Genomic DNA, 22,840 nt, shown 5'->3' on the forward strand with positions numbered 1-22,840 from the left:
GCTTCGGGGAGTCGCGCGAAGGAGGCAAAGAAGTGCCGGTGGAGATCACCTGGTGGGGTCACGCCACTTGCACGGTCGAGGACTCGAACGTACGCGTGCTCACCGATCCGCTGTTCGCGCGCCGGCTCGCGCACCTGCGCCGCCGGCGCGGGGACCTGCCGCCTCCCGGCGCCCACCAGGCGGATGTCGCGCTGGTCTCGCATCTGCACGCCGACCACCTGCATGTGCCGTCGCTGATGCGGCTCGCTCCGGGCACGCGCCTGCTCGTGCCCCGGGGCGCGCGCCGGGCGGTGCCGGGACTGCGCCGGCTTTCGCACCTGCGGGTCAGCGAGGTGGCGCCCGGGGACGAGACCCCGGTCGGCGACATCGTCGTTCGGGCCGTGCCCGCGCGGCACGACGGACGCCGGCTGCCGCTCGGACCGCACCGCTCCCCCGCGCTCGGCTACGTCATAGCCGGCGAGGCCCGGACGTACTTCGCCGGGGACACCGGGCTGTTCGACGGGATGGCCGAGGAGGTCGGGCCGGTGGAGGTGGCGGTGCTGCCGGTGGGCGGCTGGGGGCCGTACCTGGGCGAGGGCCACCTGGACGCGGGCCGGGCGGCGCAGGCGCTGGCACGGCTGGCGCCGCGCAGTGCGGTGCCGGTGCACTACGGCACGTACTGGCCGATCGGGATGGACGCCGTGCGCCCCCACGAGTTCCATGCGCCGGGCGACGAGTTCGTGCGCCTCGCGGCGCGGCACGCGCCCGGCGTGGCGGTGCACCGGCTCGGGCACGGGGAGAGCGTGCGCCTGGAGGTCGCGCGGTGATCTGGACCGCGCCCGGGGCGCAGGCCGCCGTGCCTCTGCTCGCCGCGTCGGCCGTCACCCCGGCGTCCGTCGTGCCGGAGTCCACGCAGCAGGCGATCGGCTACCCCTCGCTCTTCCTGCTGGTGCTGATCGGGGCGCTGGTACCGGTGATCCCGACGGGCGCGCTGGTGAGTTCGGCGGCCGTGGTCGCCTTCCACCAGACGGCTCCGTTCTCGCTGGCGATGGTGTTCGTGACGGCGTCGCTGGCGGCGTTCCTCGGGGACGCGGCGCTGTACTGGCTGGGGCGGCGCGGGATGAAGTCGAAGAACGGCTCGCGCTGGCTGGAGGCGATCCGGGCGCGAGCGCCGGAGGACCGGCTGACGCAGGCGCAGGAGAAACTGGCCGCGCACGGTGTTGCCGTACTGGTGTTGTCCCGGCTGGTGCCGGCGGGGCGGATTCCGGTGATGCTGGCCTGTCTGATGGCGAGGTGGCCGATGCGCCGCTTCTGGCGCGGGAACCTGCCGGCCTGTCTGGCCTGGGCCGTGACGTACCAGTTGATCGGGATTCTCGGGGGGTCGTTGTTCGACGAGCCGTGGGAGGGCGTGGTCGCGGCGATCGCGCTGACCCTGCTGATCAGCGCGACGCCGAGTCTCTGGAAGCGGGTTCGATCGGCCAGGTGATGTCCCGCAGCGGAGTGCGGGGCCCAGGCGGCTGGGCGCGCCCACGCGGCGGAGCCGCACATCGGCACAGCCCCGCGCCCCTAGGTGTGCTGCAGTACCCGTGAGCCACCGATGGGCAGGTCCCACAGGTCCTCGCGGAGCAGGCCCGCCTTTTCCCAGGCCGCGCGGACGCGGGTGAGCGGTTCCAGGACCGGTTCGGCGGAGAGCACGAAGGTGCCCCAGTGCATGGGGGCCATCCGCCGGGCGCCGAGGTCCTGGGCGGCCCGGACCGCTTCCTCCGGGTCGCAGTGGACGTCGCTGAGCCACCAGCGCGGGTCGTAGGCGCCGATGGGGAGGAGGGCGAGGTCGATGCCGGGGTAGCGGCGGCCGATGCGGGAGAACCAGTGGCCGTAGCCCGTGTCGCCCGCGAAGTAGACGCGCTGTCCCTCCCGGTCGGTCAGGACCCAGCCGCCCCACAGGCTGCGGCAGGTGTCGACGAGGGTGCGCTTGGACCAGTGGTGGGACGGGACGAAGTCGAAGCGGACGCCGTCCAGTTCGGCCGCCTCCCACCAGTCGAGCTCCGTGACGCGGGTGAAGCGACGGCGGTGGAACCAGCGGGCCAGGCCGGCCGGGACGAACACGGGGGTGTCACGCGGGAGCCTGCGCAGCGTCGGGGCGTCCAGGTGGTCGTAGTGGTTGTGGCTGATGACGACGGCGTCGACGTGCGGCAGGGCCTCCCAGGGGACGCCCACGGGCGTGATGCGGGCCGGGGTGCCGAGGATCCGGCGGGACCAGACCGGGTCGGTGAGGACCGTGAGCCCGCCGATGCGCAGGACCCAACTGGCGTGTCCCGCCCAGGTGACGGCGACCGTGCGGGCGTCGGCGCGGGGCAGGGGGCCGGGGGCGTACGGGAGCCGGGGGATGTCGGCGAGGCCTTCCGGGCCGGGTCTCACGGCGCCCTCGCGGGCGAAGCGGGCCATGGCCTTCAGGCCGGGGAGCGGTGCGGTCAGCCGGTCGTGGAACGTGCGCGGCCACACCCGGTGTTCGGCCAGTGGTCTCGGTTCGGCCAGCGGCGGGTACGGGGGCGCGACGGGGGACGGGAGGGCCGCGTCGCCGGCTTCCCGAGTGGTCGTGCTCGTGGTCGACTCGGACTGCTGCGTCATCGAGGAGGCTCCCATCGCTGAGCGTCGTCGCGGAGATCGTCGAAGGCCGTCTTCAGTTGGATCAACGCGCGGTGCACGTGCGGCAGTTCCAACGGCGCTTGTGAGGTGAGGCATTCCGCGCGTTCCGTTTCGGAGCCGGCCAGCAGTGCGCCGGTCGACAGCCGCACGCGCGGGGCTTCGAGCTCGTCGCCGAAGCGGTGGCCACCGGGCGCGGGCATCCCGAGGCGGGCGGCGAGGAAGTCCTCCAGTTCCTGTGCGTCGCCGACGTCGTGCGCACTCAGCGCGGGACGCAGCGGAGCGAGGTCGACGTACAGGTGGCGGCCGGCCTGCGGGGGCCGGGCGAGGGCGCCCGCCGCGACGACGGCGGCGTGCGCCTCGGCGGCCAAGCGCGCGTGCAGGCGCACGGTGGCGGCGACGCGCGCGGTGACCGGTTCCGGTTCCCGCAGGGCGTAGGCGGCCGCCGAGGCGACGGGAGCGGCGACCCGGGCGTCGAGCGCGGTGAGGACGTCGAGCACGCGCGCGTGGAGGCCGTCGGCATCCTCGCCGGCCGGGAAACGGGCCACCGCGGCCGGCCAGCCGGGCGGGAGGAAGGCACCGGCCAGGTCGGTGACGACGGTGACCCGGTCGGGCAGCATCTCGGCGGGGCTGAGCAGCACGGTGTCGTGCGGGTCGTGCAGGGTGTCGCGCCAGGTCTCGTCGCTGACCAGGTGCAGTCCCTCCCCCTGGGCGGCCTCGACGGTCTCGTGCAGCAGCTCGGGAGGGGCGACGGTGGCCGTGGGGTCGTCGGCGACGGACAGCACGAGCAGGCGCGGGTCGCCGCCCTCGGCGCGGACCCGGCGCACGGTCTCCAGCAGGGCGTACGGGTCGGGCACCCCGCCGCTCTCCGGCGGGGTCGGCACGCGGAAGGCGGGGCGTCCGAGCAGCCGGGCGTACGGCGCCCACCAGGCGGCGCACGGTCTCGGCACGAGGACGTCACCGCCGAGGGCTGCGGTCAGGGCGAGCAGCAGCGCGGGCGCGCCGGGTCCGGCGGCCACCCGGCCGGGGTCGCAGTGCAATCCGCGCCGGTCCCAGTAGCCGCAGGCGGCCTCCCGCAGGGCCGGTCCCCCGCCGACCGGCTCGGGATCGCCCCGGGACGCCGCGGCGGCGAGCACGGCGGACAGCTCCGGCAGCACGGGCAGTCCGTCCTCGGGGAGCGGGGGCCCGAACCGGACGGGGCCGTGACCTTCCGGGTCGGTCCGCCGCATCCGTACCTCCGCAGTGCCTGGTGCCGTGTCCTGTCGCCCTCGTCCGTGTCCTCGGCCACTGAGTACCCACGGCGCCGCCACCCCATGGGCGCCCGGCGGGTTGTGACGGTCACAGCATGAGCGGGCCGGGCCGGGGAAGCCGGGGGCTTCCGGGACGGTGGCGCGCGCCGGGGGGTCAGCGGTACGGGTCGCTCTCCCGGTGGCGCAGCCGGTGCACGGCGGCACCGAACGCGCCCGCGATCAGCACTCCGCCCGCGACCAGTGCGGGCACCGAGTCGGTGAAGGCACCGCCGTCACCGGCACGCACCCCCCGCTGGACGACCGCTCCCCCGCACTCGGTGGAGTGGTGCCGCGGCTCGTCGTGCGGTTCGTCGGGGCAGGGCCGGCCGGAGGGCTCGTGGGTCGGCTCGTGAGACGGCTTGTGATGTGCCCCTCCGCCGTGGGCCACCGTGAACGTCGCGCTCCACTCCTTGCCCTCCGCGCCGGGAGCGGCCGGGCAGGTGCCGTCGACGGTCCAGGCCGAGTCCTCGCCGAGGGCGTCGGGGTCATCCTCGAAGTTGTCCGCGGGTGCGATGCGGGCCGTGCCCCGGTAGGCCGGGCCGGACACCTCGTCGTCGTTGCCGGTCACCTTGCGCAACGGGACGGTGCCCTCGTCGAAGGCCTGCGAGGTCGCGTCGATGGTGTCGGGCGGCGGCCCCCCGGTCGGATCACAGCTGACGGAGATGGTGAGCGTCCCCCCGGGCTCCACGGTGGCCGGACTGACCTCGGCGGCGGGTTCGGCGGCCACGACCGGAGCGAACCCGGTCAGGGCCGAGCCGGCCAGGACTGCGACGGAGAGTGCGTGGCGGGTGCGGCGCATGGCGGGGACTCCTTAGGGCGACGGCAGAATGCCCTCTGCCATCACAGCCCGCCCCCTGGAACGCCGCGCGCGCCCGGGCCCCATTAGCGGGACGGTGCCCTCCAACCGGGTGAACCGCAACGCCTCAGGACGCGGGGCTGTACCGATGTGCGGCTCCGCCGCGTGTGCGCGACAAGCCCCAACGGACCCGCACCCGCAAAACCGGCGACACCCCCACGGCGCTACGCCACATCCCGCATGACCTGCTCCCGAACCCGCCCGCAGCACCGGCTGATCAACCGGGACACGTGCATCTGCGAGATCCCCAGCTCCTCGGCGATCCGGCTCTGCGTCATGTCCCCGAAGAACCTCATGTACAGAATCGCCCGCTCCCGCTCCGGCAGCGCCGCCAGCCGCGACTTCACCGCCTCACGGTCCACGACCGTGTCCAGCGCCGGATCCGGCGACCCGAGCGCGTCGCTCAGGGAGTACCCGTCCTCGCTGCCGGGCAGTTCCGCGTCCAGGGACAGGGCGGTGAAGCTCTCCAGCGCCTCCAGGCCCGTCTTGACGTCCTCCTCGCTCAGCTTCGCGTGCTCGGCGATCTCCGCCACGGTGGGCCGCCGGCCGGAGATGGTCTGGGACAGGTCCTGGGAGGCGAACCGGACGCGATTGCGCAGGTCCTGGACGCGACGAGGTACGTGCAGGGTCCACATGTGGTCGCGGAAGTGCCGCTTGATCTCGCCGGTGATGGTGGGCACGGCGTAGCTCTCGAACGCGTTGCCGAGCTCTGGGTCGTAGCGGTCGACGGCCTTGACCAGGCCGAGGGCCGCGACCTGGCGCAGGTCCTCGAAGCTCTCGCCGCGGCTGCGGAAACGCCCGGCGAGCCGGTCGGCCATGGGCAGCCAGGCCTCGACGATCTCGTCGCGGAGCGCGTCGCGCTCCGGTCCGGCGGGCAGTGCGGCGAGCCTGCGGAAGGCGTCGGCGGTGTCGGGGGCGTCGTCGTGGGGGTGCTGCTTCGCGCTGGTGTGGATCGGCATGATGCGTCGCAATTCCCTTACAGGTGCTCTGGGTTGGACGGTCACCGTGGGAGCGCATCACTGGTGCGGACCAGGAGCGCCGGTGGCGGCGCGAGTCGCCGCTCCCACGGACGTGCCTCCTGTCCGAAGCACTGAGGTGCGCCTGCCCCCGGCCCCCGCCCGCAAACCCGGAGAGGTTTTCCGCCGTCGCGCAGGGTGACTCGTACTGCTGGCTCTGTCCCCATACGTCCGGGAGGTCGTACATGAGCACCAAGGTCTCCGACCACGTCCTTGAGCGGTTGCGCGAGTGGGGGGTCGAGCAGGTCTTCGGCTATCCGGGCGACGGCATCAACGGCCTGCTCGCCGCGTGGGGCCGGGCCGAGAACCAGCCGCGTTTCGTGCAGTCGCGGCACGAGGAGATGTCCGCGTTCCAGGCGGTCGGCTACGCCAAGTTCAGCGGCCGTCTCGGAGTGTGCACGGCCACGTCCGGGCCGGGCGCGATCCATCTCCTGAACGGCCTGTACGACGCCAAGCTGGACCACGTCCCGGTGCTGGCGATCGTCGGCCAGACCCACCGCACCGCGATGGGCGGCTCCTACCAGCAGGAAGTGGATCTGCACACGCTGTACAAGGACGTCGCCTCCGACTTCGTGGAGACGGTGACCGTGCCGGAGCAGCTGCCGAACGTGCTGGACCGGGCGATCCGCACCGCCTACGCGCGCCGCTGCCCGACCGCGGTCATCATCCCCGGCGATGTGCAGGAGCTCGACTACTCGCCGCCGACGCACGAGTTCAAGATGGTGCCCTCCAGCCTGGACCGCAGCTCGTGGACGGCGGTTCCCTCGGACGACTCGGTGCGGCGGGCCGCCGAGATCCTCAACTCCGGTGACAAGGTGGCGATCCTGGTCGGCCAGGGCGCGGCCGGCGCGCGGGCCGAGGTGGAGCGGATCGCCGAGCTGCTCGGCGCCGGTGTCGCCAAGGCGCTGCTCGGCAAGGACGTCCTCAGTGACGAACTGCCGTACGTCACCGGCTCGATCGGCCTGCTGGGCACGCGTCCGTCGTACGAGCTGATGCGGGACTGCGACACGCTGCTCACCATCGGGTCGTCGTTCCCGTACACCCAGTTCCTACCGGAGTTCGGTAGCGCCCGGGGCGTGCAGATCGACATCGATCCGCACATGGTCGGGATGCGCTACCCGTACGAGGTGAACCTGGTCGGCGACGCGAAGGCCACGCTGGAGCGACTGATCCCGCTGATCGAGGAGGGGCGCGGGCGCGAGTGGTACGACACGGTGTGCGCGAACGTGACGCGCTGGCGTGACGTCATGGAGCGCCGGGCGGGACTCGACGCCGATCCGATCAATCCTGAGTACGTGGCCCGCGCCCTGGACCCGCTGCTGCCGGACAACGCGATCGTCGCCTCCGACTCGGGCTCGACGGCGAACTGGTACGCGCGGCACCTGACCATGCGGCCGGGCATGCGGGGCTCGCTCTCCGGCACGCTCGCGACGATGGGCTGTGGGGTGCCGTACGTGATCGGCGCGAAGTTCGCGCACCCGGACCGGCCCGCGATCGCGCTGGTGGGCGACGGGGCGATGCAGATGAACGGGATGGCGGAGCTGATCACGGCGGCGAAGTACCGCCACCAGTGGGAGGACCCGCGGCTGGTGATCGCCGTGTGGAACAACCAGGATCTGAATCAGGTCACGTGGGAGATGCGGGCCATGGAGGGCGCGCCGCAGTTCCTGCCGTCGCAGCGGATCCCTGACGTGCAGTACGCCGCGTTCGCGCGTTCCCTGGGGCTGACCGGCATCCGGGTGGAGAAGCCGGAGGACGTCGAGGCGGGCTGGCGTGCCGCGCTGGAGGCGGACGGTCCCGCGGTGGTCGAGTTCCTGACCGATCCGGCCGTCCCGCCGATCCCGCCGCACGCCACCTGGGAGCAGATGGAGGCGACCGCCGCGTCGATCCTCAAGGGCGACGCGGACCGGGGATCGATGGTCAAGCAGGGCTTCAAGGCGAAGGTGCAGGAGTTCCTGCCGGGGCGCGAGAAGAAGTAGCGGTCGCCGCCGCGGATGTTGAACGGTGCAGCCAGTCCGAGCAGCAGCCCGGCGGCTCCGGCCATCTCCAGCGTGCCGATGGGTCTGTCCGCGGCGAGGGAGGCGACCGCGCGCTCAGCCGCTCCCCCGTCACCTCGTACCCGGTGCCGGTCTCGTCGAGGGCGATGATTCTCCTCGGCCAGCACCTGCTCGTAGGGGGTGTCGGCGTCGATGTCGAAGTACTTCCACACCGCCCCAGAACCCCTCCAGGTGGGTGACCGACCACTGATGCAGGGCGGCGTAGTCGTCCGGGTCGATGCCCTGGCGCCGGGCGAACTCCGCGATCCGACTGGCGGCCGCCGTCTCTGGCTCGGGTGGGAAGAAGGGCGTGCTCATCGCGTCGTACTCCTCAACAGGCTTCTCGGGGCCGTCCGTTCGGCAAGAGCAGGGCTTCGTGTGGTGTGCAGCAGGGCCGCCCAGTCGGCGGTCGAGGTGAAGTCGGGTCCACCGGCCGGGACGACGTCCATGACGACGCGGTCGGGGCGCAGCAGTACGGCGTCCGCGCGTCCGGCGCGCATCCAGGCGGCGAGGGTGCCGTCGTCGCCGAGGTCGGTCACGGAGAGCGCGCGTATGCCGAGGCTGTGGGCGAGCGCGGTCAGTGAGGGGCCGGGTGAGGTGGCGGTCAAGACGCTGAAGGAATCGCCGAGCAGCTCGTCGAGACGGGTACGCCGTCCGTCGACGCTCACCCACGGTTGCGGGCAGTGCGTGCCCGCCAGGCCTCGGCGGACCCCGCGCCGCACGAGCGGTCCGGTGGTCAGGGGCGGGCTGAGGTCGCGGCCGGCCAGCCCGGTCAGGCCGGGTATGCGGCAGGCCGCGGCCAGGAGCCTTCGGCGGATCGCGGCGGCACTGTCCTGTCCGCCGGTCATGGCCCAGCCCATGGCGACCGCCAACCGGATCACGTGCCGGGCGTGCGGCTTGCGTTCGCTCTCGTAGGTGTCCAGCAACCGCTCATTCCCGCCCTGCTGGAGGACGCGGGCGAGCTTCCAGGTGAGGTTGTAGGCGTCCCGCAGACCAGAACACAGCCCCTGCCCGATGAACGGCGGGGTGAGGTGGGCGGCGTCGCCGAGGACGAAGACCCGTCCGATGCGCCAGCGGTCGGCGACGCGCGCCCGGAAGGTGTACTGCGTCTCGCGGACGACCTCGAAGTCCCCCTCCTGCGAAGGCGGCAGCCACGGGGCGACCAACTCGCGGACCGGCTGCTCCGCCCCCTCGCGCAGCCGGAACTCCCAGCGGTAGCGGTCCTCGCCCACCCGCATGAAGGTGGCCGGGCGGTCAGGGTCGCATACCTGGTCGACGCCTTCCCAGCAGCGGACGTCGGCCGTCGTGCGGACGTCGATGACGGTCCAGCGTTCCTCGAAGCGCAGGTCCTCCCATCCGGCTCCGATGGCCTCGCGGGTGAGGCTGCCCGCGCCGTCACAGCCGAGCACCGCGTCGGCCCGGAGCTCGTGCTCCCCGGCGTCGTCCCGGTAGGTCACGCGCACGGGGCCCTCGGTGTCCGGGCCGATGCCGGTGACCTCCACGCCACCCCTGAGCTCGCACTCCGGGCGCCGGGCCAGGGCGTCGCGCAGCACACGTTCCAGTTCGGGCTGGTCGAACATGCTGGTCTGCGGATAGCCGTGCAGGCCGTGCTCGGTGCGGCGGAACTCGGCCATCACCCGGTGCCGGGCGTCCAGCAGCCGCAGCCCGTTCGCCGGGCGGGCGATCGCGGCGAACTCCTCGCCCACGCCCGCGGCCTGGAGGATCCTGCGCACCTCGTCGTCGGTGGCGACGGCGCGCGGTAGCGGGTAGACGCCCTGGTGGCGTTCGAAGATGACACTGCGGATTCCGCGCCGGGCCAGGAGAAGGGCGGCGGTCACGCCCACCGGTCCGGCGCCGACGATCACGACGGGCACACGTGCGGCTTCGTCGACGGTCATGTGTGGCTCACCTCGGGTGTCAGTTAGCGTCCGTGACGGGCGTGCGCTGCTCGCCGAGGTCGATCCGGCCGTCCGGGGTCGCGATCGTCGCCGTGATCACGTCTCCCGGGTTCAGGTAGTGCGGGTTCTTCGCCTGGCTCTTGAAGAACGCCTTCCACTTCACGGCGGGCGGCAGCAGCGCGCCGATCTTCTCGACCGGCTTCGGCGGGGCCTTCAGGGCCGTGCCGCCGGGGGTTCCGGTGAGCAGCAGGTCGCCGGCGTCCAGGGTCTGGAAGCGGGCCAGCAGGGTGAGCACCTGCGCCGGGCGGACGATCATGTCGGCGAGGGTGCGGTCCTGGCGCAGCTCGCCGTTGACGCTCAGCTTCAGGCGCAGGTCGAGGAGGTGGGTGAAGTCCTCCGGTTCCAGCAGGGCCAGGTACGGCCCGGTCGGTGTGAAGGTGGGGTACGACTTGCTCTCGTAGAACTGCGTCTTGGTCAGCTGTACCTCACGGGCGCTGACGTCGTTGGTGATCACCAGCCCGGCGACGTACGCGGGCAGATCCCGCTCCTCGACGACCGTGCCGACGGGCAGGGACGCGCCCATGACGAGCCCGAGTTCGATCTCGTAGTCGAGGAACTTCACGTGCGCGGGTCGGACGACGGCCTCGCCGGGGCCGCTGACCGAGCCGGACGCCTTGCGGAAGAAGGCGGGCGGGATGTCGCCGGTGAAGCCCGAATCCCGGGCATGGCTGCGGTAGTTGACCATCTGGGCGACCACCCGGCAGGGCGTGGTGACCGGCGAGAGCGCGACCAGGTCGGCCACGGGCCTGCCGGGCTCGCCGGAGGCGGCGGCCTCGCGGACGGAGGCGCGGTCGGCCACCAGTTCGGCGGTGGTGTCGGCCTTGGTCTCGACAGGAACGGCCCGGTCGCCGCGGACGACCCACCAGCCGTCGGCGGTGCGCAGGACATTGGTGCTCATGACATGGCTCTCTGTGAAGGGGGTCAGGAGTTGGCGGCCTTGAGCAGGCCGAACAGTCGTGCCGGGTCCATCTCGTTGTCGCCGCGCAGGGCCTCGATGACATCGCGGACCCGCTGGGGTGAGGGGCTCGCGCCGAGGAAGTCGCGGGTGGCCGGCGGCCCCCACTGGGCGAGGCCGCTCGTGGACATCGGCGCCCAGCCGGGCTCGACGTCGCAGGAGAACAGGTCGCCGTCGGCGAAGTGCTCCAGCATGAAGTGGTCGGGGTCGCGCCAGTAGTCGAACAGCTGGCTGCCCTGGATGTGCCGGCCGATGCCCCAGCTGCGCTTGTAGCCGCGCTCCTTGAGGTACTCGCCGCCAACGGCGATCGAGTCGAGGTCGGTGACCTGGTAGGCGGAGTGGACGTAGCCCGTGCCCGGGCCCAGGTGCATGGCCAGGGTGTGGTGGTCCACCGCCCGGCTGCCCTGGTCGCAGCGGATGAACGCCATCGTTGGCCCGCGGTCGCGCTGGCCGTCCAGGAACAGGAAGTCGGACACGATCATCCCGAGGGTGTCCAGGTACCAGTCCAGGGCCCGGGCGAACACCCGGGTCTCCAGCACCACATGCCCGAGACGCTGGATACGGGACGGCTCGCGCGGAGGCCGCTGCGTGGCGTTCGTACGACGGTGGTCCGTGCCGAAGTTGAGCAGCAGCGGCTGCTGTTCCGGCAGCGCGGGGAGTTGTTCGCCGCAGTGCACGACCCGCACCGGGAATCCCGAGGGGTCGAGCAGGTCGACCACCTTGCCGCCGCCGGGCACGTCGGCATCCCGTACGGCCGATCCGGTGGCACGGGCCAGCCGGTCCAGGTCGGCCCGCTCGGCCGCCCGGAACGCCGGGCCGATGAAGCGGGACGTGCGGCCGCGCCGGATCACCATGCAGGGTGAGCCGGCGAAGGTGCCGCGCAGCCACAGCTCCCGCTCGGTGCGGGCGGCGATGCCGAAACCGAAGTCCCGGGCGAAGACCTCGGCGCGGTCCAGGTCGGGCTTCTCGAACTCCAGCCAGGCCAGGTCGGCCACCTTGATCACCGGGTTCCGGGAGCGGCCGGGGTGTTCGCCGCGCAGGGCGCCCTGCTCGCTGTGGAGGTCCTGGTGGGCCGTGCGGACGTTGGTCCCGTCGGCGCGGATTTCAGACATGGTGCCCTCCGAGCAACTTGCCGTAATGAGGAAATCATCAGGTTTGACAGTTCCGTCGTCAAGAGGTTCGCGGCAGGAAATGATGAATCCATCAGGACTGCTATCGCCATCGTCCGACGGTTAGACTCTGCGCATGTCTACGTCAGCCCTGCCCAGCAACCGGTTCGAGCGGCGTCGCGCGGAGACCCGCAGGGCTCTCGTGCGAGCGGCCCGGCAGATACTCGCCGAGACCGGGGACACGAACGCCAGCATCCAGGCGATCGCCGAGCGCGCGGATGTGGGTTTCGGCTCCTTCTACAACCACTTCGAGTCGAAGACGGAGCTGTTCGAGGCAGCCGTGGTGGACGCTCTGGAGGAGTTCGGCCAGAACTTCGACGAGCGCCTTGCGGGGATCGACGATCCGGCCGAACTCGTCGCGGCGGGCTTCCGGCTCAGCGCCCGGATGGCCGTTTCCCACCCGGAGCTGATGCAGGTCCTGCGCCGCCGCGGCCTCGGTCACATCCACTCGGACAACGGACTGGCTCGCCGGGCGCTGCGCGATCTCCAGGTCGGTATCGCCTCCGGCCGTTTCACCGCCGTCGACCCGACGGTCGCCCTGTCCGCGTTGGGCGGAACCCTGCTGTCCCTCGTGGAGCTGCGTTTCGCCCGCCCCGAGGTGGACGGCGACGAGGCCGCGGTGAACCTCGCCGAGATGGTCCTGCGCATGCTGGGTCTGCCGGCGGACGACGCCCACGAGGTCGCTCGGCGCCCCCTCCCCGACCTCGACTGACCGCCCTGCCCCTGGGGCTGGTTGCGAAAAGTGGCGCCTGCCGCGCGACGCCCGGCACGCGGCAGCCCTTCGGGCGACGACGCCACGGTCGAGACGACGAGCAGGCGTTTGCGGCCGAGTCGACGAGGACGCCGGCGAAGGGGGCCAGCAGCGATGAGCACGGCGCTCAGGCTGGGCAGACAGGCACCAGCACGGGCCCGCTATCTCGGTGCGGCCGTGGTGATACGGCCGGGCTGGGAGGCGGCCAGCTCCGCTCCCACCCGGGCCGCGGTCTCGCGCAGCCAGATGTGGGCCGCGTCGTGGGTGTGCACCGGGTGCCACCACAGTGCCTCCTGGAGGGGGACCGCTGCGTAGGGGGGTTCCATGAGGCGTACGGCGGCCACGCCGCGCAGCAGCTCGGCCAGGCGCTGCTGTACCAGGGCGATCCGGCGGGTGCCGGCGACCAGGAAGGGCAGCGTCTGGAAGCTGTCGACGGAGATCTCCACGCGGGGATCGACACCGAGCATGCTCAGCTGCCGGGCGGCCGGAGCGTCGTAGGCGCGCTGGTAGATGACCCAGGGCAGCCGTGCCAGGTCGTCCATGGTCAGCTGGTCGCCGACCTCGTCGTTCGTCTCGGCGACCAGGAAGGCCCAGCGGTCGGTGAACAGGTCGACGGCGGGGAAACCACCGATGATGCCGCGCGGCATCAGCAGCCCGTCGGCCGTGCTGAGCAGCGGTGCCGTGTCCTCCGTGACGTCGATGGGCGTCCGCTGGAAGCGCAGTCGTACCCCCGGGGCCTCGGCGTGCACGGTCCGGGCGAGCTCGGCGCCGAACACGGCGAGGGCGTAGTCGGAGGTGAGCAGGGTGAACTCGTGCTCCTCGCTGCCCGGGGAGAAGTCGGCCCTGCTGCTGAAGACCCGCTCCAGCAGGTCGCAGGCGGTCGAGGTGCGGTCCAGCAGAGCGCGGCCGAGGGCGGTCAGTTCGTACTGCCTGCCGACGCGCGAGAGCAGGTCGTCGTCGAAGTGGCGGCGCAGGCGGGCCAGGGCCGCGCTCATCGCCGGCTGACTGAGCCCGACGCGCTGCCCGGCGCGGGTGACGTTGCGTTCCTCCAGCAGGGCCCGCAGGGACAGGACGAGATTGAGATCGAGGCCGGAGAGGGACACGACGCCTCCAGAGCGAGGCCGCTTGGGGCGGCAGCATTTGCACCGTGGATGATCAACATCTAAAGAATCTATTTCCCAGATTACGCGGCGAGGGTCACATTGGTCGCACCGCAATCTGGAGGACATTCCCGTGAAACCCGCAGCCGCTTCCGCGTCCTTCTCCGGACCCTTCGCCCTTGGCGTCCTCTCCGCCCCTGACCAGGCGTCTTTCCCCGGTCTTGTGATCCCCGGGGGGCGCGTGCTGGACCTTCCGACGGCCCTCGGAGAGCCGGCCCTGACGGCCCGGGGGATCCTCGAGCGCTGGGACGAGATGCTCCCTCGCCTGCACGCGCTCGCGGCCGACGAGACGGCCGACTGGCGGCCGTTGGAGCACCTGCGGGTGCACGCGCCGGTCGAGCCCCGCCAGGTCTTCCAGTCCGGCGCCAACTACCGGCAGCACGTGATCGACCTGGAGGTCGCCCACCGCGCCCCCGACGACCCCCGCACCGTGGAGGAGGCGCGCGCGCAGATCGCCGCGGTCATGGACCGGCGGGCGGCCGAGGACCTGCCGTACGTGTTCATCGGTCTGCCGAGCGCGATCACCGGCCCCTTCGACGACGTCGTACTCCCGGACTGGGCCGAACAACCGGACTGGGAGCTGGAGTTGGCGGCCGTCATCGCCAGGCCCGCCTACCGGGTGACGGTCGAGGAGGCCCTGGAGTACGTGGCCGGCTACACCATCGCCAACGACCTCACCGACCGCGCCACCGTCTTCCGCCGGGACATGAAGGCCATCGGCACCGACTGGCTGCGCTGCAAGAACGCTCCCGGTTTCACCCCGCTCGGCCCGTGGATCGTGCCCGCCGGGTCGATCGCCGACCCGGGTGACCTGCGGGTCACGCTGAAGCTCAACGGCGAGACCATGCAGGACGAGTCCACCAAGGACATGCTCTTCGGCATCGCGCGGCTGGTGTCGTACATCTCCCGGACCTCCCGGCTCCTGCCCGGCGACCTGGTGCTCACCGGCAGCCCGGCCGGCAACGGCATGCACTGGGGACGGCTGCTGCGCGACGGCGACGTCATGGAGGGCGTCATCACGGGTCTGGGCGCGCAGCGCACCCGCTGCGTCGCGGAGAGGACCGCGTCGTGACGGCCCCGCCCGACCCCACGGATGCCGAGGCCGCGATCGCCGAGGCCGCCAATCGGTACTCCAACTGGGGGCGTTGGGGTGAGGACGACGTCCTCGGCACGCTGAACTTCCTCGACGCGGCCAAGCGCCGCGAGGGTGCGGCACTGGTCCGCCGGGGCGTCAGCTTCTCGCTGTCTCAGCGGTTCGACATGAACGGGCCGCAGAAGGGCTGGCGCCGCCGCACCAACCCCGTCCACACCATGCTCGACACGGGAACGGACGCGGCGCTGGGCAACCAGGGCTTTCCGCACGGCATCGGCGGCGCCGACGACGTGATCGCGATGCCGCTGCAGTGCTCCACCCAGTGGGACGGGCTCGGGCACATCTTCGACCACGGCAAGGCGTGGAACGGGCGGGCGGCCGAGAAGGTCGTCACCTCCGACGGCGATCTGGTCACCGGCATCGAGCACATGGCGCCGTACGTCGCCGGCCGCGGAGTCCTCCTCGACGTCGGCCGGGTGATCGGTGACGAACGCGGAGAACTGCCGGACGGTTTCGCGATCACCGAGGAACACCTGACCGCGACGGCCGAGGCGCACGGCGTGGCCGTCGGCCGCGGGGACATCGTCGTCGTCCGGACCGGGCGGCTGGCGCGAGCCCGCCGCGAAGGCTGGGGCGACTACGCGGGCGGAGACTCCCCCGGTCTGTCCTTCACCACGGCCGGCTGGCTGCACGCGAGCGAGATCGCCGCCATCGCCACCGACACCTGGGGCTTCGAGGTACGGCCGAACGAGTTCGACGGCGCCTTCCAGCCGCTGCACCAGGTCGCCATCCCCAACATGGGCCTGCTGATCGGCGAGATGTGGGACCCCGACGCCCTCGCGGACGACTGCGCCCGCGACGGCGTGTACGCGTTCTGGCTCACCGCCGCGCCCCTGCCCATCACCGGAGCCGTCGGCTCCCCCGTCAATCCGGTCGCCGTCAAGTGACCTGCCCAACAAAGGAGTTGGCCATGGAAGGAAAGAGAGTCCTGGTCATCGGAGGGGGCACCTCCGGCAACGTCATGACCGTGCTGCTGCGGCGGGCCGGCATCGACGTCGACCTCGTCGAGGTCAGGCCGGACTGGAACGTACGCGGCTCCGGCATCACCCTTCAGGGCAACGCCCTGCGCGTGCTGCGCGAGATCGGCGTCTGGGACGAGGTCCGCGAGCACGGCTTCGGCTTCGACGCCCTGGGGCTGACGACGCCCGACGGCACCGTGCTGCACGTCGGCGAGGTCCTGCGCACCGGCGGAGACGACCTCCCCGCCACCCTGGGCATGCAGCGCCCGGAGCTCCAGCGCATCCTCGTCGACGCCGTCCGGGCATCCGGCGCGAACGTCCGGCTCGGCACCACCGCCGAGATCCTCACCGAGGACGACACGTCAGCGACCGTCCGGTTCAGTGACGGCACCGAGGGCCGCTACGACCTCGTCGTGGCCGCCGACGGCCTGCACTCCGCGACCCGCGCCGCCATAGGCATCGACGTCAAACCCGAGCCGACCGGCATGGCCATCTGGCGTGTCCCGGCGCCCCGCCCGGCCGGAGTGGAGTGCAGCGTCCTCTCCCACGGAGGACCCTGCTACATCGCCGGCTACACGCCCACCAGCGAGGACACGATCTACGCCTATCTGGTGGAAGCCGGCCGCGACCGCGACACGATCCCGCCCGAGTCCTACGCGCAGGAGATGCGCCGCCTCGCCGAGGGCTACGGCGGTGCCTGGGACGAGATCCGTGACTCGATCACCGACCCGGCGCAGGTGAACTACACCTGGTTCGACCGGATGCTGGTCGAGGGGTCCTGGCACCGGGGCCGGGTCGTCCTCGTCGGCGACGCCGCGCACTGCTGCCCGCCCACGATGGCCCAGGGCGCGGCGATGGCCATGGAGGACGCGTGGGTGCTGTCCCAGCTGCTGACCAGCGGATCCGCGTGGGACGAGGAACTGCTCACGCGCTACTACGAGCGGCGGATCGACCGGGTCCGGATGGTCGTCGAAGCGTCCGTGCAGATCGGGCAGTGGCAGCTCGACGGCGTGCCCGGTGACGTGCCCGGGCTGCTGGACGCCACCCTGCCGGTGCTCAAGGAGCTGCCGTGACGGCCCACCCGCCCCCGGCTACCGCGGGGAGCCGCCCCCGGACCGACCACCGCCCCTCGCCGAGCGCCGACGCGCGCACTTCACCGACTGTCGACGTACACGCGCACGTCCTGATCCCGGAAGTCGAGGCCCTGGTGGCCGACCTGCCGGGCCTGGCGGAGGCCAGGGCCCTCGACGCCCGCCGCAACGGGCCCGCGGCCCTGGCCGTCAGCGGCCCCATGGTCGCCGAGCGCATCCCGAGGCTGACGGACGTCGCCGTACGACTGGCCGCGATGGACGCGCAGGGTGTGGACGTCCAGTTGGTCAGCCCGTCGCCCTCGCACTACCACTACTGGGCGGACGAGGAGACGGCGGAGAAGGTGTACCGGCTCGCGGGCGAGGCGACGGCCGCCCACTGCGCCCAGGCGCCCGGCCGGCTGCACGGTCTGGGCCTCGTCCCCCTGCAGCACCCGGAATCGGCGGTGCGCGCGCTCGAATTCGCCGTCGGCATGGGCCTGTCGGGCGTCGAAATCTCCTCGCACGCGCCGGGCCGGGAGCTGTCGGATCCGGCGTACGAACCCTTCTGGACCCGGGCCGAGGAGACGGGCGCGATCCTCTTCCTGCACCCCTTCGGCTGCACGCTCGACGAGCGCCTGGACCAGTGGTACCTGTCCAACACCGTCGGGCAGCCCACCGAGAACGCCGTCGCGCTCTCGCACCTGATCTTCTCCGGGGTGCTGGACAGGCACCCGGAACTGAAGCTGATCGCCGCGCACGGGGGCGGCTACCTGCCCACCCACATCGGTCGCTCCGACCACGCCTGGTCGGCCCGCTCCGACGCGGGCGCGGGCTGCGCCCACGTGCCCAGCAGCTACCTCAAGCGCCTGTACTTCGACTCCCTGGTCCACGACCCGCAGGTACTGCGGGCGCTGATCGGCGCGGTCGGCGCCGACCGTGTGCTGCTCGGCTCCGACTTCCCCTTCGACATGGGCACCGAGGATCCCGTCGGCGCACTGCGCGCGGCGGGGCTGTCCGACCCGGACTTCCATGCCGTACGAGGCGGCAATGCCGCCGCCCTCCTTCGGAAGGACTGACATCATGCGTCTGCTCACACATCTGCGACACGTCGACCTCGCCGTGCCCGACTACGACAAGCAGCTCGACTTCTACTCCGGGGTGTGGGGCCTGACCAAGGTCGCCGAGGACTCCGGGATCTCGTTCCTGGCCGCCGAGGGCAGCCCCGAACAGTACGTGGTGCGGCTGCGCAAGGCCGAGGAGAAGCGCCTCGACCTCGTCTCGTACGGCGCCGCGAGCGCGGGGGACGTGGACACCCTCGCCGAACAACTCCTCGCGGGAGGAGTGCAGTTGATCTCCCAGCCGGACAAGATCGACACACCCGGTGGCGGCTACGGCTTCCGCTTCTTCGACGTCGACGGACGCACCATCGAGGTCTCTGCGGACGTCGAGGTCCGGCAGCACCGCAAGATCGAGGAGAAGGAGGCCATCCCGGTCAAGCTGTCGCACGTCGTCCTCAACTCCCCCGATCTGAACCGCACTCGGCAGTGGTACGAGCGTCACCTCGGGTTCCGGCTCTCCGACACGCTGATGCATCCGAAGATGGGCGAAGCGATGCACTTCATGCGCATCAGCAACCAGCACCACTCCATGGCCATCGCCCAAGGGCCGCACACTGCCCTGCACCATGTCTCCTTCGAGATGCGCGGCCTGGACGAGTACATGCGGGGCTCCGGACGGGTGCTTCGGGCCGGCTTCCGCAAGATCTGGGGCCCTGGCCGGCACCTGGCGGGCGACAACACCTTCACCTACTTCCTGGACCCGCAGGGCAACACGGTCGAGTACACGACGGAACTGGAGCTGCTGGACGAGGACACCTGGCACCCCCACGTCTACGACTTCTCCCAGCCCGAGGTCTCCGACCAGTGGGGCACCGCCAATCCCATGAACGAACTGGTCGCCAAGGAGTCGTTCAACGACGTCGACCGCGGCTGCTTCGTAGCCCCGCCGGTCTGATCCCCTCGAACCCCGGGGACGCGGTGGCCCTGTCACCGCCCTGACGCCCTTGCCGCGTCCCCGGTTCCCACCGCTGTCGAAGACCGCCGGAGCCTGGAGCCGTGCATGCGTTTCGCCACCTATGAACACCGACACCAGCGCCGGGTCGCCGTCGTCGAGGAGGACGGCACCCTCCACCCCGTTCCCGGCGCGCGCTCGCTCACTGAGCTGATCCGCTCCGGCGACGGACTCGACACGCTCCTGCGTGCCGGCGCCGCCGCGCTGGACGTCCCGCCGGTCCCGCATGTCTCCGAGGTGCGGCTGCTCCCACCGCTTCAGCCGCCCACCGTGCGGGACTTCGTCACCTTCGAGGAACACGTCGAAGGGGTACGGCGGTCCGTGGACGGCGTCGGCGGGGTGCCCGAAGCCTGGTACGACGCCCCGACGTTCTACTTCACCAACCCGTACGCCGTCATCGGCGCCCACGACGACGTGCCCGTGCCGCCGGGCAGCGACGTCCTCGACTTCGAGCTGGAGGTCGCCGCCGTCATCGGCCGGGAGGGGCGTGACCTGGCGCCCGAGCAGGCACGGGACCACATCATCGGCTACACGGTCTTCAACGACTGGTCGGCCCGCGACCTGCAGTCCCGCGAGATGCAGGTCCGCCTCGGCCCGTGCAAGGGCAAGGACACGGCCGCCACCCTCGGCCCGTACCTGGTCACCGCCGACGAGCTGGAGCCGTACCGCGACACCGACGGCTTTCTGCGCCTGGCGCTGACCGCCTCGGTGAACGGCGAGGTCGTCGGCGAGGACCTGCTGTCCAACATGAGCTGGACCTTCGAGGAGATGGCCGCCTACGCCTCACGCGGCACCGTCGTCCGCCCCGGCGACGTGCTCGGCTCCGGCACCTGCGGCAACGGCGGCTGCCTCGCCGAGCTGTGGGGCGTCCGGGGCGAGCAGTCCCCGCCCCCGCTGAAGCCGGGAGACACCGTCACCCTCACCGTGGAGGGCATCGGCACCGTCTCCAACACCGTGGTCGCGGGCAGGGATCCGGAGCCGCTGCCGACCGCCCGCCGCCGCAGCCGGGAGCGGCCGTGAACGACCTGCGCCCCGAGAGGCTCGTCGGCAAGGTCGTCGTCGTCACCGGCGCCGCGCGCGGCCAGGGCGCCGCCGAGGCCGAGGCCCTGACCCGCGAAGGCGCCCGCGTCATCGCCACCGACGTGACCGAGGCCCCCGGCTGCCGCCGCCTCGACGTCACCGACGAGGAGCACTGGGCGGAGCTGGCCGCCGAAGTGAGGGAGTCGTACGGCCAGGTGCACGGCCTGGTCAACAACGCGGGCATCACCTGGCGCGCCCGCCTCGACGAAGTGACCCCCGACGACTTCGCCCGCGTCCACGCCGTCAACGTCACCGGCCCGCTGCTGGGCATCCAGCACCTGACGCCGCTGATGCCGCCCGGCTCGTCCATCGTCAACGTCGGCTCCACCGCCGCGCTCAGCGGCCACTACCCGGTCGCCTACACGACCAGCAAATGGGCACTGCGCGGCCTGTCGAAGACGGCGGCCACGGAGCTCGGCCCGCGCGGCATCCGCGTCAACACGATCCACCCCGGCTTCATCGAGACCGAGATGACCGCCTCCGCCGCCCCCGCCTTCCGCGAGGCGAACATCCACGAGACCCCGCTCGGCCGCACCGGCACGGTGGACGAGATCACCCCGCTCGTGGTCTTCCTCCTGTCCGACGAGTCCTCCTTCATCACCGGCGCCGAGATCCCGGTCGACGGCGGACTCACCGCGCACGGCGGCGTCAAGTCCATCTCGGACGCTCTGGCCGTCACCACTGCCCGAACGCGGCCGAGCCCGATAGGCCCTCCAGCCCGGGTGTCCCCTCCCCGGGCAGTCGGGTGAGTGAGTTCATTCCCCAGGTCACAGCATCGGCGACTGCATTCTCTCCCGTCGTCCGACAGCCGCCGCGGAGGGCACACCGGCCGGTTCGCGCCGGCCGGTGTCGTCGTCCTGCGGCAGCAGCAGCTCCTCGTAACGGCCCAGCAGCAGCACCACTCCGAGCAGGAGCAGCGGAAGCAGCACAGCGAGCATCGCCATGGCGTGTCCTTCCCCAGGGATGTGTGGGGGGGTGTGATCCGGGTCTCCCGCAGGCCGTGGCGCAAACCAGTGCGGAGGGCACCGATCGGGCGTGCCGAACCCGTGTCGGCTCGCGGGGTTCGGGTACGCGGTGCGGACCCCCGAACGTCTGGAGGGAGACATGCAGCGAGGCAGCGACCGGCTGAGCGTCCACCGTGACGACGAGATGAAGCATGAACTCCAGGGGCTGCTCAGGTCCGGGCACCCCACCCGCAGTGAGGAGTGGCACGACCCGGAGCCGGCCGCCGAGGACGACCCCGAGGTCGCGCACGGGCCGGTGACGCCGAGCCGTGCGCCGACGTCCCTGGAGTCGGTCCGCCTGGAGCTGGCCCGGATCCTGGGCCGCAGGGCGTTCCCGGCGAGCGCGCGCGACCTGGCCCGCGAGTTGCGCGGCCACCAGGCGCCCGACGCCCTCGTCGAGGCCCTGGAGCGGCTGCCGCGCCAGGAGCGCTACGGCAATGTCCAGGAGCTGGCCCAGGCCCTGGTCCGGGCCCGTGAGACCGGACCGGAGGAGTACGCGTAGGGACCGCGCCGGGGGCACCGTGAGCGGGCCCGCCCGCCCACGGTGCCCCCTCCGAACGGGGAAACGGAGGGAGGGCTCCGAGTGATGGCCGAGTTGGTGAAGGACGTGATGACCCCGGGTGTGGTCGCCGTACGCCCGGACGCCTCGCTGGTCGAGGCGGCGCAGCTGATGCGCACGCAGAACATCGGCGACGTGGTGGTGGCCGAGGGACAGGACGTGATCGGCGTGCTCACCGACCGTGACATCACGGTGCGGGCGGTGGCCGACGGTGCCGACCCGATGACGGTGAGCGTGCAGTCGGTGTGCACACCGGATCCGGTGACGGTGACGCCGGGCGACCGGGTGACGACCGCGGCCACGCTGATGCGCGAGCACGCGGTGCGCCGGCTGCCGGTGGTGGAGAACGGGCTGCCGGTGGGAATGGTGAGCCTCGGCGATCTGGCCGAGGCCGAGGACCCCGCGTCCGCGCTCGCCGACATCAGCCGCGCCGAGCCGGACGCCCGAGGTGACACGTGAGCGCCGACCAGGCGAAGGAGATCAGCGCCACCGGCGTCACCGTCGACGTCGGTGACGCCACGACCCGCTATCTGCTGTACGGGCTGCTGCCCAGCTGGTTCGTGCCCGGGGTGGCCGACTGGGTGATGCACCGGCGGACCCGTATCGAGGAGACCGCGGGCACCAAGGAGTCGTTGATCCACTCGCTGATGATGGCCGAGGTCGGCATCCCGATCGCGCTGACGCTGCGCTACGAGGTCAACCCGCTGCTGCTGAGCGTGCAGCTGGGCGGGGCCGCGGTGCACGAGGCGACGGCGCTGTGGGACGTCCGTACGGCCGTCGAGAGCGACCGGGAGGTCAAGCCGGTCGAGCAGCACATCCACAGCTTTCTGGAGTCGCTGCCGTTCGGGGCGCTGGCCTCCCTGATGTGCCTGCACGCCGACCAGGTGAAGTCGCTGTTGCACGGCGGTCGCGGGGACCCCGACGCGTGGCGGCTGGTGCCGCGCCGGCGGCCGCTGTCACGCGGCTATCTGGCGGGCATCGCCGCGGCGATCGGCACCTGCGTGCTGCTGCCGTACGGCGAGGAGTTGCTGCGGTGCGTGCGCACGGGCCGCAGGCACCGCAAGAACGAGAAGAACGCGAGGAGCGACGCGGCGCGCTGGAGCGCCGACCGCTCCGGGAAAGGACGTTGAGCA

23 protein-coding genes and 1 pseudogene are annotated in these 22,840 nt (G+C 72.0%); 14 read left to right on the plus strand and 10 right to left on the minus strand.

Going from position 1 to position 22,840, the window contains the following annotated elements; genetic code table 11:
• Window positions 1-32: 32 nt before the first annotated feature.
• Both SCNRRL3882_RS06935 and SCNRRL3882_RS06940 read left to right on the plus strand, forming a co-directional pair.
• Window positions 33-806 (plus strand): MBL fold metallo-hydrolase, encoded by a 774-nt coding sequence (locus SCNRRL3882_RS06935; protein WP_010049198.1) that lies wholly within the window; start codon window positions 33-35, stop codon window positions 804-806.
• Between the two features lie 35 nt (window positions 807-841).
• Window positions 842-1,465, plus strand: a complete 624-nt coding sequence (locus tag SCNRRL3882_RS06940) for a DedA family protein (protein WP_202458422.1) — start codon at window positions 842-844, stop codon at window positions 1,463-1,465.
• A gap of 80 nt (window positions 1,466-1,545) precedes the next feature.
• On the opposite strand, the gene SCNRRL3882_RS06945 is transcribed toward SCNRRL3882_RS06940, so the two are convergent.
• From SCNRRL3882_RS06945 to SCNRRL3882_RS06960, 4 genes are all read right to left on the minus strand, one after another.
• Complete coding sequence (locus tag SCNRRL3882_RS06945) at window positions 1,546-2,607, minus strand: MBL fold metallo-hydrolase (RefSeq protein ID WP_010049201.1); 1,062 nt, start codon at window positions 2,605-2,607, stop codon at window positions 1,546-1,548.
• A complete protein-coding gene (locus SCNRRL3882_RS06950) occupies window positions 2,604-3,851 on the minus strand; it encodes an aminotransferase class I/II-fold pyridoxal phosphate-dependent enzyme (RefSeq protein WP_010049203.1) in 1,248 nt (415 codons plus the stop codon). Before SCNRRL3882_RS06950 ends, SCNRRL3882_RS06945 begins: the two co-directional genes overlap by 4 nt.
• Before the next feature lie 175 nt (window positions 3,852-4,026).
• Window positions 4,027-4,710 (minus strand): hypothetical protein, encoded by a 684-nt coding sequence (locus SCNRRL3882_RS06955; RefSeq protein ID WP_010049205.1) that lies wholly within the window; start codon window positions 4,708-4,710, stop codon window positions 4,027-4,029.
• 221 nt (window positions 4,711-4,931) lie between these two features.
• On the minus strand, window positions 4,932-5,726 hold the full coding sequence (locus tag SCNRRL3882_RS06960; RefSeq protein ID WP_010049207.1) for an RNA polymerase sigma factor SigF: 795 nt from the start codon (window positions 5,724-5,726) through the stop codon (window positions 4,932-4,934).
• A 242-nt stretch (window positions 5,727-5,968) separates the two neighbouring features.
• Between SCNRRL3882_RS06960 and SCNRRL3882_RS06965 the strand changes: the two genes are divergently transcribed.
• Window positions 5,969-7,762, plus strand: coding sequence for a thiamine pyrophosphate-requiring protein (locus SCNRRL3882_RS06965; protein ID WP_010049209.1), 1,794 nt, complete (start codon window positions 5,969-5,971; stop codon window positions 7,760-7,762).
• A gap of 109 nt (window positions 7,763-7,871) precedes the next feature.
• On the opposite strand, the pseudogene SCNRRL3882_RS41640 reads toward SCNRRL3882_RS06965, so the two are convergent.
• From SCNRRL3882_RS41640 to SCNRRL3882_RS06985, 4 genes and pseudogenes are all read right to left on the minus strand, one after another.
• Window positions 7,872-8,137, minus strand: a pseudogene (locus SCNRRL3882_RS41640) (acetyl-coenzyme A synthetase N-terminal domain-containing protein); the annotation flags it as partial.
• On the minus strand, window positions 8,134-9,717 hold the full coding sequence (locus SCNRRL3882_RS06975; RefSeq protein ID WP_102514760.1) for a bifunctional 3-(3-hydroxy-phenyl)propionate/3-hydroxycinnamic acid hydroxylase: 1,584 nt from the start codon (window positions 9,715-9,717) through the stop codon (window positions 8,134-8,136). The gene SCNRRL3882_RS06975 and the pseudogene SCNRRL3882_RS41640, both read right to left, overlap by 4 nt.
• Before the next feature lie 19 nt (window positions 9,718-9,736).
• Window positions 9,737-10,675 (minus strand): fumarylacetoacetate hydrolase family protein, encoded by a 939-nt coding sequence (locus SCNRRL3882_RS06980; RefSeq protein WP_102514761.1) that lies wholly within the window; start codon window positions 10,673-10,675, stop codon window positions 9,737-9,739.
• A gap of 23 nt (window positions 10,676-10,698) precedes the next feature.
• A complete protein-coding gene (locus tag SCNRRL3882_RS06985; protein WP_102514762.1) occupies window positions 10,699-11,844 on the minus strand; it encodes a VOC family protein in 1,146 nt (381 codons plus the stop codon).
• Between the two features lie 133 nt (window positions 11,845-11,977).
• Here SCNRRL3882_RS06985 and SCNRRL3882_RS06990 point away from each other — a divergent pair, with 133 nt between their 5' ends.
• Window positions 11,978-12,613: a TetR/AcrR family transcriptional regulator gene (locus SCNRRL3882_RS06990; protein ID WP_173937227.1), complete on the plus strand. Its 636-nt coding sequence runs from the start codon at window positions 11,978-11,980 to the stop codon at window positions 12,611-12,613.
• 200 nt (window positions 12,614-12,813) lie between these two features.
• Here the strand turns inward: SCNRRL3882_RS06990 and SCNRRL3882_RS06995 are convergent, their stop codons facing one another.
• Window positions 12,814-13,755: a LysR family transcriptional regulator gene (locus tag SCNRRL3882_RS06995; RefSeq protein ID WP_010038661.1), complete on the minus strand. Its 942-nt coding sequence runs from the start codon at window positions 13,753-13,755 to the stop codon at window positions 12,814-12,816.
• Between the two features lie 130 nt (window positions 13,756-13,885).
• Here SCNRRL3882_RS06995 and SCNRRL3882_RS07000 point away from each other — a divergent pair, with 130 nt between their 5' ends.
• From SCNRRL3882_RS07000 to SCNRRL3882_RS07030, 7 genes are all read left to right on the plus strand, one after another.
• Window positions 13,886-14,884: a fumarylacetoacetate hydrolase family protein gene (locus SCNRRL3882_RS07000; RefSeq protein ID WP_029181092.1), complete on the plus strand. Its 999-nt coding sequence runs from the start codon at window positions 13,886-13,888 to the stop codon at window positions 14,882-14,884.
• Window positions 14,881-15,852 carry a cyclase family protein gene (locus tag SCNRRL3882_RS07005; RefSeq protein WP_010038664.1) on the plus strand — a complete coding sequence of 324 codons (972 nt, stop codon included), beginning with the start codon at window positions 14,881-14,883 and terminating at the stop codon, window positions 15,850-15,852. Before SCNRRL3882_RS07000 ends, SCNRRL3882_RS07005 begins: the two co-directional genes overlap by 4 nt.
• Before the next feature lie 23 nt (window positions 15,853-15,875).
• On the plus strand, window positions 15,876-16,997 hold the full coding sequence (locus SCNRRL3882_RS07010; RefSeq protein WP_010038666.1) for an FAD-dependent oxidoreductase: 1,122 nt from the start codon (window positions 15,876-15,878) through the stop codon (window positions 16,995-16,997).
• A complete protein-coding gene (locus SCNRRL3882_RS07015; RefSeq protein ID WP_010038668.1) occupies window positions 16,994-18,070 on the plus strand; it encodes an amidohydrolase family protein in 1,077 nt (358 codons plus the stop codon). Before SCNRRL3882_RS07010 ends, SCNRRL3882_RS07015 begins: the two co-directional genes overlap by 4 nt.
• A gap of 4 nt (window positions 18,071-18,074) precedes the next feature.
• Window positions 18,075-19,007, plus strand: coding sequence for a VOC family protein (locus tag SCNRRL3882_RS07020; RefSeq protein ID WP_010038670.1), 933 nt, complete (start codon window positions 18,075-18,077; stop codon window positions 19,005-19,007).
• Between the two features lie 105 nt (window positions 19,008-19,112).
• A complete protein-coding gene (locus tag SCNRRL3882_RS07025; protein WP_010038672.1) occupies window positions 19,113-20,084 on the plus strand; it encodes a fumarylacetoacetate hydrolase family protein in 972 nt (323 codons plus the stop codon).
• Window positions 20,081-20,893, plus strand: a complete 813-nt coding sequence (locus SCNRRL3882_RS07030; protein WP_010038674.1) for an SDR family NAD(P)-dependent oxidoreductase — start codon at window positions 20,081-20,083, stop codon at window positions 20,891-20,893. The genes SCNRRL3882_RS07025 and SCNRRL3882_RS07030 overlap by 4 nt, the downstream gene beginning before the upstream one ends.
• An 18-nt stretch (window positions 20,894-20,911) precedes the next feature.
• Here SCNRRL3882_RS07030 and SCNRRL3882_RS41070 read toward each other — a convergent pair whose 3' ends face one another.
• Window positions 20,912-21,088: a hypothetical protein gene (locus SCNRRL3882_RS41070; protein ID WP_173937228.1), complete on the minus strand. Its 177-nt coding sequence runs from the start codon at window positions 21,086-21,088 to the stop codon at window positions 20,912-20,914.
• 160 nt (window positions 21,089-21,248) lie between these two features.
• Between SCNRRL3882_RS41070 and SCNRRL3882_RS07035 the strand changes: the two genes are divergently transcribed.
• The 3 genes from SCNRRL3882_RS07035 (at window position 21,249) to SCNRRL3882_RS07045 (ending at window position 22,837) form a co-directional block, all read left to right on the plus strand.
• Window positions 21,249-21,650, plus strand: coding sequence for a DUF2795 domain-containing protein (locus tag SCNRRL3882_RS07035; RefSeq protein ID WP_010038676.1), 402 nt, complete (start codon window positions 21,249-21,251; stop codon window positions 21,648-21,650).
• A gap of 84 nt (window positions 21,651-21,734) precedes the next feature.
• Window positions 21,735-22,166 (plus strand): CBS domain-containing protein, encoded by a 432-nt coding sequence (locus SCNRRL3882_RS07040; protein WP_010038679.1) that lies wholly within the window; start codon window positions 21,735-21,737, stop codon window positions 22,164-22,166.
• The gene (locus SCNRRL3882_RS07045) at window positions 22,163-22,837 is read left to right on the plus strand and encodes a hypothetical protein (RefSeq protein ID WP_010038681.1); all 675 of its coding nucleotides are present in this window, start codon (window positions 22,163-22,165) and stop codon (window positions 22,835-22,837) included. The genes SCNRRL3882_RS07040 and SCNRRL3882_RS07045 overlap by 4 nt, the downstream gene beginning before the upstream one ends.
• The last annotated feature ends 3 nt before the right edge of the window (window positions 22,838-22,840 follow it).

The organism is Streptomyces chartreusis NRRL 3882 (assembly GCF_900236475.1).
Lineage (GTDB): Bacteria > Actinomycetota > Actinomycetes > Streptomycetales > Streptomycetaceae > Streptomyces > Streptomyces chartreusis_D.